The sequence below is a fragment of the Fulvimarina fulva genome (assembly GCF_039652615.1).
Lineage (GTDB): Bacteria > Pseudomonadota > Alphaproteobacteria > Rhizobiales > Rhizobiaceae > Fulvimarina.
This window is the reverse complement of sequence record NZ_JBDJAC010000015.1, coordinates 52,861-66,786: the sequence shown is the minus strand read 5'-3', so window position 1 is coordinate 66,786 and position 13,926 is coordinate 52,861. Positions and strand designations below refer to the sequence as shown.

The 13,926-nt window shown below is 62.3% G+C and carries 14 protein-coding genes; 6 read left to right on the top strand and 8 right to left on the bottom strand.

Annotation, left to right across the window (positions count from 1 at the left end; genetic code table 11):
• Nucleotides 1–48: 48 nt before the first annotated feature.
• Both ABDX79_RS17325 and fae read left to right on the top strand, forming a co-directional pair.
• A complete protein-coding gene (locus ABDX79_RS17325; RefSeq protein ID WP_346221565.1) occupies nucleotides 49–1,032 on the top strand; it encodes an MBL fold metallo-hydrolase in 984 nt (327 codons plus the stop codon).
• Between the two features lie 141 nt (nucleotides 1,033–1,173).
• Nucleotides 1,174–1,713: a formaldehyde-activating enzyme gene (gene fae / locus ABDX79_RS17320; protein WP_346221564.1), complete on the top strand. Its 540-nt coding sequence runs from the start codon at nucleotides 1,174–1,176 to the stop codon at nucleotides 1,711–1,713.
• A 124-nt stretch (nucleotides 1,714–1,837) separates the two neighbouring features.
• Here the strand turns inward: fae and ABDX79_RS17315 are convergent, their stop codons facing one another.
• From ABDX79_RS17315 to ABDX79_RS17305, 3 genes are read right to left on the bottom strand one after another with little or no spacing between them, the layout of a single operon-like run.
• The gene (locus ABDX79_RS17315; protein WP_346221563.1) at nucleotides 1,838–3,334 is read right to left on the bottom strand and encodes an ATP-binding protein; all 1,497 of its coding nucleotides are present in this window, start codon (nucleotides 3,332–3,334) and stop codon (nucleotides 1,838–1,840) included.
• A 12-nt stretch (nucleotides 3,335–3,346) separates the two neighbouring features.
• A complete protein-coding gene (locus ABDX79_RS17310) occupies nucleotides 3,347–4,063 on the bottom strand; it encodes a response regulator (RefSeq protein ID WP_346221562.1) in 717 nt (238 codons plus the stop codon).
• Nucleotides 4,060–4,605, bottom strand: a complete 546-nt coding sequence (locus ABDX79_RS17305; protein WP_346221561.1) for a MarR family winged helix-turn-helix transcriptional regulator — start codon at nucleotides 4,603–4,605, stop codon at nucleotides 4,060–4,062. Before ABDX79_RS17305 ends, ABDX79_RS17310 begins: the two co-directional genes overlap by 4 nt.
• A 289-nt stretch (nucleotides 4,606–4,894) precedes the next feature.
• Here ABDX79_RS17305 and ABDX79_RS17300 point away from each other — a divergent pair, with 289 nt between their 5' ends.
• Complete coding sequence (locus tag ABDX79_RS17300; RefSeq protein WP_346221560.1) at nucleotides 4,895–5,785, top strand: branched-chain amino acid aminotransferase; 891 nt, start codon at nucleotides 4,895–4,897, stop codon at nucleotides 5,783–5,785.
• Nucleotides 5,786–6,309: 524 nt separating this feature from the next.
• Here ABDX79_RS17300 and ABDX79_RS17295 read toward each other — a convergent pair.
• Entirely contained in the window at nucleotides 6,310–7,590 is a 1,281-nt protein-coding gene (locus tag ABDX79_RS17295) for a glycerophosphodiester phosphodiesterase family protein (protein WP_346221559.1), read from the bottom strand.
• 315 nt (nucleotides 7,591–7,905) lie between these two features.
• Here ABDX79_RS17295 and ABDX79_RS17290 point away from each other — a divergent pair, with 315 nt between their 5' ends.
• A complete protein-coding gene (locus ABDX79_RS17290) occupies nucleotides 7,906–9,468 on the top strand; it encodes an SLC13 family permease (RefSeq protein WP_346221558.1) in 1,563 nt (520 codons plus the stop codon).
• A gap of 30 nt (nucleotides 9,469–9,498) precedes the next feature.
• On the opposite strand, the gene ABDX79_RS17285 is transcribed toward ABDX79_RS17290, so the two are convergent.
• From ABDX79_RS17285 to ABDX79_RS17270, 4 genes are all read right to left on the bottom strand, one after another.
• Nucleotides 9,499–11,145, bottom strand: coding sequence for a pilus assembly protein TadG-related protein (locus ABDX79_RS17285; protein ID WP_346221557.1), 1,647 nt, complete (start codon nucleotides 11,143–11,145; stop codon nucleotides 9,499–9,501).
• Nucleotides 11,142–11,648 (bottom strand): TadE/TadG family type IV pilus assembly protein, encoded by a 507-nt coding sequence (locus ABDX79_RS17280; protein WP_346221556.1) that lies wholly within the window; start codon nucleotides 11,646–11,648, stop codon nucleotides 11,142–11,144. The genes ABDX79_RS17285 and ABDX79_RS17280 overlap by 4 nt, the downstream gene beginning before the upstream one ends.
• A gap of 156 nt (nucleotides 11,649–11,804) precedes the next feature.
• Complete coding sequence (locus tag ABDX79_RS17275; protein ID WP_346221555.1) at nucleotides 11,805–12,254, bottom strand: YqaA family protein; 450 nt, start codon at nucleotides 12,252–12,254, stop codon at nucleotides 11,805–11,807.
• A 42-nt stretch (nucleotides 12,255–12,296) separates the two neighbouring features.
• Entirely contained in the window at nucleotides 12,297–12,491 is a 195-nt protein-coding gene (locus ABDX79_RS17270) for a hypothetical protein (RefSeq protein ID WP_346221554.1), read from the bottom strand.
• On the opposite strand from ABDX79_RS17270, the gene ABDX79_RS17265 reads away from it, so the two are divergent.
• Together ABDX79_RS17265 and ABDX79_RS17260 are read left to right on the top strand one after the other, a co-directional pair.
• A complete protein-coding gene (locus ABDX79_RS17265) occupies nucleotides 12,490–12,933 on the top strand; it encodes a DUF2852 domain-containing protein (protein WP_346221553.1) in 444 nt (147 codons plus the stop codon). The two genes, ABDX79_RS17270 and ABDX79_RS17265, sit on opposite strands and share 2 nt — an antisense overlap.
• Nucleotides 12,934–13,148: 215 nt before the next feature.
• A complete protein-coding gene (locus ABDX79_RS17260; RefSeq protein ID WP_346221552.1) occupies nucleotides 13,149–13,895 on the top strand; it encodes a M48 family metallopeptidase in 747 nt (248 codons plus the stop codon).
• Nucleotides 13,896–13,926 lie beyond the last annotated feature (31 nt).

Genomic DNA, 13,926 nt, shown 5'->3' with positions numbered 1-13,926 from the left:
CGGTCTCTCAAGCCGGGACATGATGGGCAGAGGTGGGACGGTCGCAGTTTGAAAAACCCCTATTATTCCGGCCCGATCAGCGATCATTTCGACGGAACGTGCTTCTTCAATCCGGGCGAGCCCTCGACGGAACGCTCGCTGAGCGATGTCCTGCGCTGGCGCTTTAAGGAAACGCGCGCGAAATGGCCGGACAGCGTCCTCGTCGATCCGGCCCGTCCGGAACAAACGGTTACGGGATGCCGCGCCGTGATGATCGGCCATGCCAGCGTTCTCCTGCAGGTGGATGGGCTCAACATCCTCACCGATCCGGTGTTTTCGAGGCGCGTCAGCCCGGTGAGCTTTGCCGGGCCGAAGCGTGTCACCCCGCCGGGCATCCGCTTTGAAGACCTGCCGAAGATCGATGTCGTCCTCCTCTCCCACAATCACTACGACCACTGCGATACCGCCAGCCTGAAACGGCTCGACGACCGGTTTCGCCCGCGCGTCATCACGGCCCTCGGCAATGACCGTTTCCTGCGTGAGGCGGTCCCCGGCATCGATGTCACCGCTGGGGACTGGGGCGATGTCATCGACATCGCGCGAGGTCAGTCCGTCGCGCTGACGCGGGCCAATCACTGGTCCTCGCGCGGGCTTCGCGACCGGCGCATGGCGCTCTGGTGCGGCTTCGTTCTGAAGACGAAGGCCGCGACCATCTATTTCGCTGGCGATAGCGGCTATGGCGACGGCGCGATCTTCAGACAGATCCGGGAAGAACACGGCGTGCCAGACCTCGCTCTGATCCCGATCGGCGCTTATGAGCCGCGCTGGTTCATGAAGCCCCAGCATATGAACCCGGAAGAGGCGGTCTCCGTCTTCGAGATTCTCGAAGCGAAACGCGCGCTGGCGATTCATTGGGGCACGTTCCAGCTGACGGACGAAGCGCGGGAGGAGCCGCGCGAGCGTTTGATGAAGGCGCTCGACGAGCGGGGCATGCCCCGTGAAAGCTTCGTTGCTGTGGAGCCCGGCGGAACGCTTGATCTCGGGCCTGCATGACGGCTCCGGATCGGCTCTAGGAATTTTACTCGCGGCGCTCTTGTCCGAGGCGGATCAAAACCCCTAAAGAGCCGCTCGAAAGACGGCTCGACAAACGGGAAGCGAGCGAGCCGAACCCCCTCCCATTCAAGGAATTTCCGCATGTCAGACATCATCATGCGCACTGGCGAGGCAACTGTTCTCGCGGCCGAAGGCCAGGCGACCGACGCCATGCCCGAAATCGTCATCGGCTCACTCTCGGGGCCCGTCGGCCACGCCTTTGCCGGCATGCTTGGCCAGACCGTCGGCCATACCCGCATGTTCGTGGTGCGCGACCTTAACCAGATGGTTCGTCCGGCGACCATGATGACCACCAAGGCGACGATCCACACGGAAGCCTATGTGGAGCTTCTCGGTGGTGTCGTGCAGGCAGCCACCGGCGATGCGATCGTCGACTGCGTCATCGAGGGCGTAATCCCGAAGGACATCGTCGACGACATCTGCATGATCGTGACGATCTGGCTCGATCCGCGCTGCGCCGAGGACGAGAACCTCGACAAGGCCGATCTCTATCGGACCAATTACGAGGCGACGAAGCTTGCCATCGCCCGCGCCTTGAACAACGAGCCGTCGATCGATACGCTGATCGAGAACCGCAAGACGGTGAAACATTACGCTCTCGACGGCGTCGTGGATTACTGAGCCACGCGTTCTGAAGGTCCCTTTTCGCAAGGGACCAGAGGTCTTCTTTGTCGGCTTATCAAGCCGGCAAAGTTTCTGATCCGCTCTCGTTCACTGTATAATAAGCCGGCAAATCTTCGTGAAATTAAGCCGGCAAACGGATGAGCGCCCGCAGTCCGCCCAAGCGACTCTCGGACAGAAGAATGTTCCCGCCGTGGCTGCGTGCGATGTCCCGGGCAATGGCGAGACCGAGGCCCGTTCCGCCGGCATCGATATTGCGCGCATCGTCGAGCCGGAAGAAGGGCTTGAACACCTCCTCACGTTTGTCGGCCGGAATGCCGGGCCCGTCGTCTTCCACTTCGAGGGTCAGCCAGCGGCCCTGGTGATTGGCCTCGACCGCCACCTTGTCGGCATAGCGAAGCGCGTTGCCGACGACATTCGTGACCATGCGCTGGAACGAGTCCGGCCGCACGGTCAGCCGGGGATCGCCGATGATGCGGATCGTCAGGCGCTTGTTCTTCATCTGCGCTTCGCTGCGGAACCGCTGCAGAACCTCCTCGATATCCACCGCGCCGACATCCTCGTTCGCCTCGTCCTTGGCGAAGGCGAGATAGCCTTCCAGCATGCGCTGCATCTCGTCGATATCGGCGTTCAGTTCGGTGGCGTCCTCGCCTTCGCCGAGGAAGGAGATCTGCAGGCGAAAGCGCGTGAGGATGGTGCGAAGATCGTGGCTGACGCCGTTCAGCATCTGGGTTCGCTGTTCGAGCTGGCGTTCGATCCGGTCGCGCATCTGGATGAAGGCGATCGAGGCCCGGCGCACTTCGGACGCGCCGCGCGGCCTGAAATCGGGGGGCAGGGGCTGACCGCGCCCGAAGCCTTCGGCGGCGGCAGCAAGGTTCTGGATCGGCCGGATCTGATTGCGCAGGAAGAGGATCGCGATCAGCAGGAGGACGAGGGAGGTGATGACCATCCAGACGATGAAGATATGGGTGTTCGACGCATAGGCCGAATTGCGCGGCGCGAAGATGCGCAGGATCTTGTCGTCCAGCTGGATGCGGATCTCGACGACCTTCGAATCGCCGACTGTATCGATCCAGAACGGGCGACCGATCTGGTCGCGGATCTCGTTGGAAAGAATGCTGTCGAGAATGTTGAAGAAGGGCTTGGGCGCCGGCGGCGGCAGCGGTTCCAGCGGCATGATCGAGGCGTTGAGATCGAGGTCCTGCCGGGCGATCCGCATGGCGATCGCATCGCTCTCGTCGCCCGGAATGGTCTGCACCATCTCGACGATCGCCGCGATGTCGCGCACCACGGACTCGGACAGGCGCTCGGTCACCATGGCCCAGTGCCGTTCCATGAAGACGACGGTGACGACGCATTGCAGGATGACCATCGGCGCGATGATGATGATCAGCGAGCGGGCATAGAGGCTCTTGGGCGTGTAGCGCGCGAAGAAGCGTGGAATGGGTCGCAGCGGTCCGCGCCAGATGTCGATGCGCGAGGGGATGGGCACGCGGCGCAGCCAGCGCCACCCCCAGACATCGGGCCAGCGCCGCAACCAGTCCCGCGAGAAGCGCGATGCCTTGGAAAGGGCGTTCGTCGTGTCGCTTCGGCCTTTGCGCATGCGCTCGATGAAGGTCATGGGGACGAACCCTCAGTCGATGTTCAGGCGATAGCCGACGCCGCGCACGGTCTGCAGCCAGAGCGGATTGCCCGGATCGGCCTCGATCTTGCGCCGCAGCCGGTTGATCTGCACGTCGATCGTCCGCTCGCCGATCTCGTTCTCCTCGCCGAGAAGATCGAGGCGGGGCACGGTCTCGCCGGGCTTGGCGGCAAATTGCGCCATGATGTCCTGTTCGCGGTCCGTCAGGCGCACGATCTCGCCGCCGCGCTTGAGTTCGCGCCGGGACAGATTGAAGGCGAAGGGCCCGAAACAGACGGTCTCGATCGCGACCGGCGCCTGACTGACCCCGCGCTTCAGAATGTTGTTGAGCCGCAGCAGAAGCTCGCGCGGATCGAAGGGTTTGGCGAGATAGTCGTCGACCCCGGCCTCGAGGCCCTCGATGCGGGAATCGATTTCCGAACGGGCCGTGAGCATGAGGATCGGGCAGTCCCGCGTCTCGCGCAGGGAGCGCACGAGGTCGAGGCCGTTTTCGCCGGGCATCATGACATCGACGATCATCAGGTCGAAATCGAGCCCTTCGAGGATGCGGCGGGCTCCGGCCGCATCGGAGGCGGTCGAGACGCGGAAGCGCTTCTCGGAGAGAAATCGCGAGAGCAGCGAACGGATGCGGCGATCGTCGTCCACGATGAGGATATGGGGCGCGCTGTCGTCAAGGATGTCGCGCTCTGCCGTGGGTGCTTCGCTCATTCGATGGGTCCTTCGTTCCAAACGCGGCTCTCGAGCCAGTTGCGGGCCGGTGGCTCGCTTGCGCCGAGATGGGCAAGGAAATGGGCGACGGCGCCAACGCCGTCCGGTCCGATCTTCGCGATGGCCGCGTCGAGGCGCTTCGACTGCTGGCGCGAGAGTTCGAGGGTGAGGTCCCGGCCCTTCGGCGTCGGGTAGAGCCGGCGCTGGCGGCGATCCTCCTCGCCCGGCAACTGGGCGACGAAACCTTCGTCGATCAGCTGGCGCAGCACCCGCGAGAGGGACTGTTTGGTGATCTTCAGGAGTTCCAGCAGTTCGGCGATGGTGATCCCCGGAGAGCGGTTGACGAAGTGCAGGATCCGGTGGTGGGCCCGGCCGAAGCCGTAGGAGGCAAGGATCGCGTCCGCATCCGCCGTGAACTGGCGATAGGCGAAGAACATCAGCTCGATGAAACGAAAATCCACCTCGCCGAGCGTTTCCAGCGGCTCGGAGACGATCAGCTCCGCTTGCTCAAGCTTTGATCCATCTGCAACAGATTTGTTCATGAAATAGGTCAGCACTATTGACGCATTTTTCGGTCCACGTTACACAACTGCGCAGATGTTGAAAACTGCGTGGTCACCATGGGCCCGCACGGTGTCGAGACGATGATGACGGGCCCAGTGTGGTTCGCCCGGTCGGTATAAGCCGAAATAGGGTGGGCCTCGCGCATCCGCCATCGGACAGGCCGAGCCCCCCTTGAAAGGGGCGGTTTCGAGACTGAATTCAACCGAGACGCATTCGATTTTTACTCGCGCCCCACTCCTGTATCCGGCGCCGGAAGGACATCAGACCATGAGCAGTGTTCCGTTCGATCAGCTCGAAGGCGAAATCTGGATGAACGGCACGTTCGTGCCGTGGAAGGACGCCAAGATCCACGTTCTGACCCATGGTCTACACTATGCGAGCTCGGTCTTCGAAGGTGAGCGCGCCTATGGCGGCGAAGTGTTCAAGCTGCGCGAGCACACCGAGCGACTGATCAAGTCCGGCCGGATCCTCGGGTTCAAGGTTCCCTACAGTGCGGACGAGCTGGATGCGGCGACGAATGAGCTTCTGAAGCGCCAGGGCTTCACCGATGCCTATATCCGGCCCATCGCATGGCGTGGGTCCGAGATGATGGGCGTTTCAGCCCAGAAGAACACAATCAACGTCGCCATCGCCGCCTGGCTCTGGCCGAGCTATTTCGATCCCGAACAGCGGATGAAGGGCATCCGCCTGGATCTTGCCGAATATCGCCGCCCCGATCCGATGACGGCGCCCTCGCGCGCCAAGGCCGCCGGCCTCTACATGATCTGCACGATTTCCAAGCATGCGGCGGAAGCCAAGGGCTATGCCGATGCGATGATGCTCGACTGGCGCGGCCGGGTGGCCGAGGCGACGGGCGCCAACATCTTTTTCGTGAAGGACGGTGCCATCCACACGCCGGACCCGGACTGCTTTCTCAATGGCATCACCCGCCAAACGGTGATCGGACTCGCCAAACGTCGCGGCATCGAGGTGATCGAGCGAGCGATCATGCCGGAGGAACTGTCCGGTTTCTCCGAATGCTTCATCTGCGGCACGGCCGCCGAGGTGACGCCGGTCGCAGAGATCGCCGACTGGCGCTTCACGCCGGGCGAGATCACGCGCCAGCTGATCGAGGACTACACGGCGGAAGTTCAGCCGAAGCGCGCCGCCGCGGAGTAAGGGCGAGGGTGCCGGAAACGGTGCAGGACGGTTCGGCCCGAAGCTTTCGCGACAGGCTTTGCGATCGCGGGGGCCAATCTGAACACCAAGTCCTGCGCCGTGGCTTTCCCTTGACGACGGAAATGAAAAAGGGGCGCACACAGCGCCCCTGATGTCCGACTGGTATTGAAGGCAAGGAGGATCGTTGCGGATGACCCTCCGACTGCCTCAGTCGTTTGTGGCCATCGCGGTTGCTCCGCCGGCGGCATCGGCCGCGCGGTAGAGAGCACTGACATCGCTCGGCTGCGAGAACGGATGGAGGCGCCGTGTTTCGGTTTCAGCTGGAAGCCCCGGGATGCTCGAGACTGCCTCCGTTTCGGCCTCTTGAGGGACCTCGGGCGTGCGTTCAAGAACGCGGCTGCGAAGAAAAGACAAGGTCATCGCGGTCATCAACGTCCTATTTTGCAGAAGACGAAAGAGAAACTGCGCCGGATTATCGCTCGTTCCCCTGTCATTTAAAGTTTATCTTTGCTTGTCATCGCGAGTCAATTCGTCTCCGCCTTATTTTCGGCGGATTCGATGCAGTTGGCAAAGAATGTGGTTGTCGCCGGCCAATCGGAGAAGACGCCCCTCACGCCGATATCGCTCGAAAGGACATCGAGAAGCTTCAGCATGTCGCCATCGGACGTCGTGATGTCGTTGATCGACTGGTAGTACCATCCGCCGCCGGCGGCGAGGGGACCGGAGCGCTCCAGCGACCAGGCGATGATGTCGAGACCGGCCTCTTTCGCTTCCCGTGCATAGGGTGAGGGAACGATCTCCCCGTCTTCGGCGGTGACGAGCATCCAGAGCGGCGGCGCAATGATCCGAACCCCGTCGTCGGCAAGCGACTGCATGGTCGGCTCGAATGTGTCAGGCTTCATCGGGTCGAAGCCGTCGAGCGTTTCGTAGCGATCGTCGAGATAGACGGCCTGCTGTCCGAACTCCGGAAATTCCGCGATCCAGAACTTCACATCTGCGAGATTGAAGGACTGGGGGTAGACGTCGCCCGGCGAAACGCCCGCGTCGATATAATCCTGGATCATCTGCCGGGCGTAATCGGCCTGGCTGTACTCGCCCTCGAACGGCATCTCGACCTCGGGGCCCTTCAGCTCCGGGGTGAACTTGCGGCCGAGCGACTTGATGAGTTCGATCGAGTCCTTGTGGGTCATCAACGTGCCCGGCGAATAGAGCGTGGTGCGCCAGTCCGCGAGGCCGCCCTGATAGTCTTCGGCGGTTTCGGCCGCCGGATCGAAGGAATCCATCTTGGCGTTCAGCGTCTGGAACTCGGCAAGCGTCAGGTCTGATGTGCAGCACTTCGCCTGCGCTTCCTCGCCTTCGCCCGTGCCGGTGGCGGCAGTGAACGGCGTGGTGCATTTCGCCGCAAGCTCCGGACGGGTCAAAATGTCGGTCGTCGTGTGGAGATCGCACTGGGCATGCCGGCAGACAAGCTCGCGGTCCTTCGTGAAGGCGACGTCGCATTCGATGATGCCGGCGCCCTGCCGGGCCGCGGCGATATAGGACTCGCGGCTGTGCTCAGGAAATTGCAAGGGCGCGCCGCGATGGCCGATCGACCAGTCGCTGGCCTTCATCGGCTGGCCGAGACAGGCCGAAAGCTTCGTCTTGAGGTCTCCGTCCTCCAGCTGATCGACGAGATAGCCGGGCCGGACGCCGATCTCGGCGGATGCGGGCATTGCCACCGCGCCCGTGCCCTGATTCTGGGCGATCGCGGGCTGGAGGAAGGCAAAGCCGGTGAGGGCCGTCGCAAGGGTCAAGGTCGCGCGCATGAAGGTTTTCCCGTGATCGTGCGGAGCCAGCGTCTTGAGGAGGGAGATAGAGACGTTTTACGACAGAGGAACGACAGATGGCGGACTTTTGAAACCGGTTTGACCGCTTAGGGATGATGGCTTTTATCGGTGCCGCCGTGCCGCGCGCGCACCTATACGCAGATCCAGGTGGATCGGTCGGCTCTCTTATCACTTACCCGTGGGTAAAAGATGACGGCGCGCCCCCTGAGCTGTGGGCCGATTGGACTTGTCGCTCACGGTTTCCTGAGCCAGTTCACCAGAGGGTAGCAAACACTTGGTGGAGGATGTCGCGCGATGGCAACGACTGATCGGTCGAAGGACCGCAAAGAGGGTGTTTCACGTGAAACGAGCGGCGAGGGCGCGACAGGCACGCTCAAACTCGTTCCGGCCCTTGTTGGTATCGCTGCCTTTGTCCTTCTCCTTTTTCTTCCCAAACCCGACGATCTTTCGATAGAGGCCTGGCGCGTCGTCGCCGTCGCCACGCTCATGGTGATCTGGTGGCTCACGGAGGCCGTGCCGGTGCCCGCGACCGCCCTCGTCCCTCTCGTTCTCTTTCCGCTCACCGGCGCCATGTCCATGAGCGCAACCGCATCGCCCTATGCCAATCCGACGATCTTCCTGTTCATGGGCGGATTCATGCTGGCGGGTGCCATGCAGCGCTGGAATCTCCACCGTCGGATTGCGCTCAACATCGCCTCGCGCACCGGCTCGCGCCAGCACCAGATCGTTGGCGGCTTCATGATCGCCACCGCCTTTCTCTCCATGTGGGTCTCGAACACGGCGACCACCGTCATGATGCTGCCGATCGCCATCTCCGTCATCGGCCTCGTCGGCGACGAGACGGGCGATGAGAAGGCGACGAAGCTCTTCGCCCTCTCCCTGCTTCTTGGTGTCGCTTACTCCGCCTCGATCGGCGGTGTGGCGACGCTGATCGGGACGCCGCCGAACGCGCTTCTTGCCGGCATGCTCAGCGAAAACTACGGCTTCGATCTCGGCTTTGGCCGCTGGATGCTGATCGGCCTGCCGGTCTCGATCCTGATGCTCGTCATCTCCTGGCTGATCCTGACGAAGTTCGCGCTGCGTCTGCCGACGCATGAAGTCGAGGGTGCAGACAGGATCATCGCGGATGAACTGAAAGGCCTCGGCAAGATGTCGCGTGCCGAAAAGATCGTCGCTGCCGTCTTCATGACGGCCGCCATCCTCTGGATGACCCGCTCCTGGCTCCAGAACTTCATCCCGAGCCTCGACGATGCGGCCATCGCAATCGGGGCGGCACTGGTTCTGTTCCTCGTTCCGACTGGAATGAAGGACGAAGATGGCATGCGGGTCGCGCTGCTCGACTGGAAGACCGCTGCCAACATTCCCTGGGGCGTGCTGATCCTGTTTGGCGGCGGGCTGACGCTCGCGGCCGCCGTTGCCGGGACCGGACTCGATCGCTGGATCGGTCAGGCAATCGGAAGTTTCGCCGGGGCTCTGACGATTTTCGTCCTCATCGTCATCGTCGCCGGGATCATGATGATCCTGACGGAATTCACCTCCAACACCGCGACCTCCGCCACCTTCCTGCCGCTGCTTGCCGCGCTCAGCCTGAACATCGGCGAAAATCCCCTGCTTCTGGCGATCCCCGCCGCCCTGTCTGCCTCCATGGCGTTCATGATGCCGGTTGCGACCCCGCCGAATGCGCTGGTCTTCGCGTCCGGTCACATCTCGATCCCGCAAATGGTTCGATATGGCGCTTGGCACAATCTCGCGGCGCTCGTGATCATCTCGACCCTTGGCTACCTGATCTTGACGACGCTCTTCGGCGTTACGGTCGGCGAGATGCCGGGCTGGGCGAGCGGCGGTTCGACGAGCTGATCTGGTCCGTCGATGGGATGAGGGTGTTCGTCAGCCAACGATCCTCGCATTGCGGCAGAGGACATCGCTGACCTTCACGTCGATCTCGCCAAGGCTTAGTCCTGCGACCGCGAGGACATCCGCGAGAAGCGCGTCGAGCGGCGTTGCGTCGAAGAGAAGCGCATCGTTCACCATTGCGGTCAGCGATCCGGTGGAAAGCCCGATCAAGCCGACCCGCGCCGACAGATCGGTTTCGCGGAAGAGGCTCGTCATGGGGCTAGACAGAAGCGAGGTGGTCCGGACGGCCTTCGTATTCCCGGTTGCGATATCTGTGCCGGTGAAGGTGACGAGGACGGGCTCAGCGTTCTCGATCGCGAGATTGGCGCGGGCGTCGACCTGAGCGACGAGGGCCTCCACGATCGGTGCGTAGTAAAGACGATCTCTCATCGAGATCTCTTCGAGGCGCTTCGTCCACCGTCCGAGGGATAGCCGGGCAAGTCCGGGCGTCACGGCAAGGGTCACCGATCGGGCGTTCGGGTCGGACGAACAGGTGATGGCGGCGACGTCCACGCGTCCGCCCGCAAGGATCGCTTCGATCGGAAGATCGAGACCGATGCCCAGCCCGTCCAAGGGGCTTTGCGTTTCAGCGCGAAGGCGTAGCCTTGCCTGACCGGTTTCGATCCCCCGGCCCATCGCGGCAATCCCCAGCGTCGGCGTCGACTTCATCGCCTCCCCGAGAAGAAGGTCCAGTTCGACGGTGCCAAGCGTCGGCAGATCGAGATCGAGAGACGCAGTAAGCCCGGATGCCGCCTTTTTAACAATGGCATCGACGACATCGAGCGCCGACAGCCGGGTGTTCAGAATTTCTGCCGCAGCATTTCGCGTGATCGAAATATCGTCGCTGCCGAGATCGATCAGATCGGACACTCGCATTTTGGCATCGAGCGCCAACGAACTCTGCGCGGCCTTGCGCATGGATGCGGCTGCCATCGCCTTTCCGCTCTCTGCCAGAGCGTCCGAACCGGCCATCAGCAGATCCGATGCCGGCATCTCCGTGCCGACCGCCGCGGCGAAATCCGAGGTTTTCGAGCTGTCGGGGCCGTCTGTGGGGATGAGATCGCCAAGCGTGACGGATGTACTGAGGAGATTGTTGTAATCGAGGGCGTCCAGCGAGAGCTCGACGCCAATCGCATCCTTGAGGATCGTATTCAGAAGCTTCGGATCGAGGCTTGCGAGGCGGCTGCCGGCCTGAAACACCACCCTCGCATCGATCGCGGCGTCCGAGCGCACCGTCAGGTCGACGCCATCGATGCCGAGGACACGAGCGAGGGTATAGACATGCGGCTTGCGTGCCTCGATCCTCACGACAGGCGAGCTGCCGTAAACACCTGCCTGGAAGCGCTCCTCGCGCGGTTTCGCGGCCTCGTATGTTCCGAAGACGAGATCGAACGTCACGTCGTCCTGGGAAGAGGCGGCGAAAACCTTGGCGGCAATCGCCTCGGCGTCGTCCGGGTGTCGGATCGCGGCGAGTGCGGCTGCATCGCTGGCGGCCTGCAAGGCGCGCCGTTCCAGATAGGCAAGACCAAGATCGGTCGCGTAGCCCCCGAAGCCAAGGATGACGGGCAGCATCAGGGCGAATGTGATGGCGATATTTCCGCTGTTCGAACGGGGCCCGAGGAGCTGAAGAAATCGCTTCATGGCAAAAGCACCGTCGCCGAACGCCGGAGGCTCTCGGTCTCGCCGAGCGGCTTGGTCACGATGGCGGGAAGCCCGAAACCGGACACGTCATAGGCGACATTGACCGTGAACCAGTGCCCGTCTTCCTTGACCTCGTAGGTGAGAAGGTCCCGGTTGATCAGTGCATATTGTTCGGAAGAATTCGCGATGGCCGCGCCGACGAGGGTCCGGCGTTCATCGGCATCAAGCCCCACCATGGCGTAGCGGCTCGCATCGGCGGAGATCGCCTGTAGGGAATGGGCGAGGCCGATATAGACGCCGAAGAAAGCAACCGCGAAGGCGATGAAGAGGAAAACTGGCAGGATCACCGCGAACTCGACGCCGGCTGCGCCTTTCGATTGGGTGAAAAGCGAGATCAGCTGAGATCGTGCCCTTATTGACGTTGAAAGCCTGATCGGGTCCGGCCTGAAAGCTCCGTCAACGTTATGATGGAATCCGGAAGCAATCGGTTTCTGAATGCGCATGGGGTCTTAACCATCCGTCGCCATAAAACTAAGCTATGCTTGCTTTTAGCGGCCTAACAAATAGTAACCGCGGCTGATCACAGACACGTGACAATTTGCGTTATCTCTAATTTTACGCGTCTTCAGGTTATACCTATATAGGTAGCATTAATGGCCTTAGAGGATACAGTTCTCCACACCCAGGGTAGCCGCCGCGATGACGGCGTAGCGGGCGAATTTGCCGGCTGCGACGAGAACCGTGAAGGTGAGGAGAGGGATGCGCAGGAAGCCGGCGGCCAGAGTGAGGGCGTCTCCGCCGAAGGGCCACCAGGCGAAGAGAAGCGTCCAGGAGCCGTAGCGCCTGAAGACCATCTCCGCTTTCTCCAGTGCTGGCTTGGGCACCGGAAACCATTTCCGATCGGCATAACGCGCGAAGTAGCGTCCCATCGCCCAGTTGACGATCGAACCCAGCGTGTTTCCCGTGCCGGCGATCAAGACGGCGGTGACCGGATCGACCGCAGTTTCTGCGAGCGCGGCGATCAGCACGAGTTCCGATGCGCCGGGCAGGATGGTGGCGGCGAGAAAGGCGCTCCAGAAGAGGCCGGCGAAAATGGCGAGTGCGGTCATGGGTGAGCGATAGCCGGGCTGCCGACGGCATGGAAGAAGGTGTCACGATCCTTCGGCCGCATCGCAAGGCCGATGATTTGAAGAAGTGGTTGCGGCAACCTGTCGATTTTCTGGATCACAGAGATTGAACGCACTGTCTGTCATCACCACATCATAGGGGAAATACAGATGAACACTCTCTTCTGGCTGACGATGCTTGCCGTCGTCGCCGATTTTTGAAAGGAACGGGATCTCCATGACTTCACGCGCCCTGATTCGGCCGGCCTGGACGCCAGCAACGATCGCCCTGATGGTTGGCGGTTTCTTCGTTTTCTGGCCGCTTGGCCTGGCCGTTCTGGCCTATATTCTTTGGGGTGATCGCCTCGACGCCTTCAAGCGCGACGTCAATACCTCGACTGACCGCCTGTTCGGTGGTCTGAAGCGCGCCGGCTTCAATGCGTCGTCTTTCAGCGCCCAGCGCACCGGCAATGTCGCTTTCGACGATTGGCGGGATGCCGAGCTGAAGCGTCTCGACGAGGAGCGCCGCAAGCTGCATGAGGCTTCGGCCGAATTCGAGGCCTATGCCCGCGAATTGCGCCGGGCGAAGGATCAGGAAGAGTTCGATCGCTTCATGAAGGATCGCCGTTCGCGCGATACCCGCAGCGACGACGGCCCGGTGGTTGACGGCCATCCGGCCTGATCCCCGCTTGCGGGACGGCTCACAAGAGCCTGACTTGGTGCAATGAATATGAAGGCGGTGCCGCGAGGGTGCCGCCTTTTCTTTTGTCCGCCTGGCCCTGACATGGCATCGTCTGGGGATGACGGCCGGGCGCATGATCCTCGCCATGGGAGCTGCTCGATTGCCGTGTTATCTGGCAAATCAGACCGACCCAAATCATTCGCGGCGTCACGCTCATGGCTCTCAAACTGCGCAGTCTTTACCGGCGTCCGGAAGCGTCGACGCCATTGCCGGACTTTGTGGAAGCCGGTGGACGGCAGGTGCCGCTTACCGTGCGCGAGAACGCACGCGCCAAGCGGCTGATCCTGCGCATCGCGCCGGACGGCGGCGCGGTGGTGACGGTGCCGCCGAAGACGCGCAGGAAGACACTGTCTGATTTCATCACACGCCATCAGGGCTGGATCGCCGAGCGGGCAGGGGGGGCGGCCGCGCCGGTGCTTGTTACCGATGGCGGATCGATCCCGCTGCGGGGCGAGACCGTGAAGCTGGTCTATCGCGGCGGCCGGCGCGTATCGCGGTTTGATACGCAGTCGGGCGAATTGACCGTTGGCGGCATGCCGGAGCATTTCGGCCGACGGGTGAAGGATTTCCTGAGGAAGGAAGCCAAGGCCGATCTGATGGCGGCGGTTTCGACCCATGCGGCGAGCGTCGGCCTCAGCCCCAAGATGGTGACCCTCAAGGATACGGTGAGCCGTTGGGGGTCCTGCACTTCCGACCGCCGTCTCTCGTTCTCTTGGCGGATCGTCATGGCGCCGCCCCATGTGCTCGACTATCTCGCGGCCCACGAGGTGGCGCATTTCAAGGAAATGAACCATTCGGCGGCGTTCTGGGCGGTGTGCCGCGAGCTGTGCCCCCGAATGGACGAGGGCCGGGACTGGCTGAAGACGAACGGCGCCTCGCTTCATCGCATCCGCTTCGATTGAACGCCGTGCGATGTTTCACGTGAAACGGGAA

What these genes read in the sequence shown, in the direction of transcription:
- fae (WP_346221564.1), top strand. Translation starts at nt 1,174, where the DNA reads ATGTCAGACATCATCATGCGCACTGGCGAGGCAACTGTTCTCGCGGCC.
- ABDX79_RS17315 (WP_346221563.1), bottom strand. Translation starts at nt 3,334, where the DNA reads ATGACCTTCATCGAGCGCATGCGCAAAGGCCGAAGCGACACGACGAAC.
- ABDX79_RS17310 (WP_346221562.1), bottom strand. Translation starts at nt 4,063, where the DNA reads ATGAGCGAAGCACCCACGGCAGAGCGCGACATCCTTGACGACAGCGCG.
- ABDX79_RS17305 (WP_346221561.1), bottom strand. Translation starts at nt 4,605, where the DNA reads ATGAACAAATCTGTTGCAGATGGATCAAAGCTTGAGCAAGCGGAGCTG.
- ABDX79_RS17300 (WP_346221560.1), top strand. Translation starts at nt 4,895, where the DNA reads ATGAGCAGTGTTCCGTTCGATCAGCTCGAAGGCGAAATCTGGATGAAC.
- ABDX79_RS17295 (WP_346221559.1), bottom strand. Translation starts at nt 7,590, where the DNA reads ATGCGCGCGACCTTGACCCTTGCGACGGCCCTCACCGGCTTTGCCTTC.
- ABDX79_RS17290 (WP_346221558.1), top strand. Translation starts at nt 7,906, where the DNA reads ATGGCAACGACTGATCGGTCGAAGGACCGCAAAGAGGGTGTTTCACGT.
- ABDX79_RS17285 (WP_346221557.1), bottom strand. Translation starts at nt 11,145, where the DNA reads ATGAAGCGATTTCTTCAGCTCCTCGGGCCCCGTTCGAACAGCGGAAAT.
- ABDX79_RS17280 (WP_346221556.1), bottom strand. Translation starts at nt 11,648, where the DNA reads ATGCGCATTCAGAAACCGATTGCTTCCGGATTCCATCATAACGTTGAC.
- ABDX79_RS17275 (WP_346221555.1), bottom strand. Translation starts at nt 12,254, where the DNA reads ATGACCGCACTCGCCATTTTCGCCGGCCTCTTCTGGAGCGCCTTTCTC.
- ABDX79_RS17265 (WP_346221553.1), top strand. Translation starts at nt 12,490, where the DNA reads ATGACTTCACGCGCCCTGATTCGGCCGGCCTGGACGCCAGCAACGATC.
- ABDX79_RS17270 (WP_346221554.1), bottom strand. Translation starts at nt 12,491, where the DNA reads ATGGAGATCCCGTTCCTTTCAAAAATCGGCGACGACGGCAAGCATCGT.
- ABDX79_RS17260 (WP_346221552.1), top strand. Translation starts at nt 13,149, where the DNA reads ATGGCTCTCAAACTGCGCAGTCTTTACCGGCGTCCGGAAGCGTCGACG.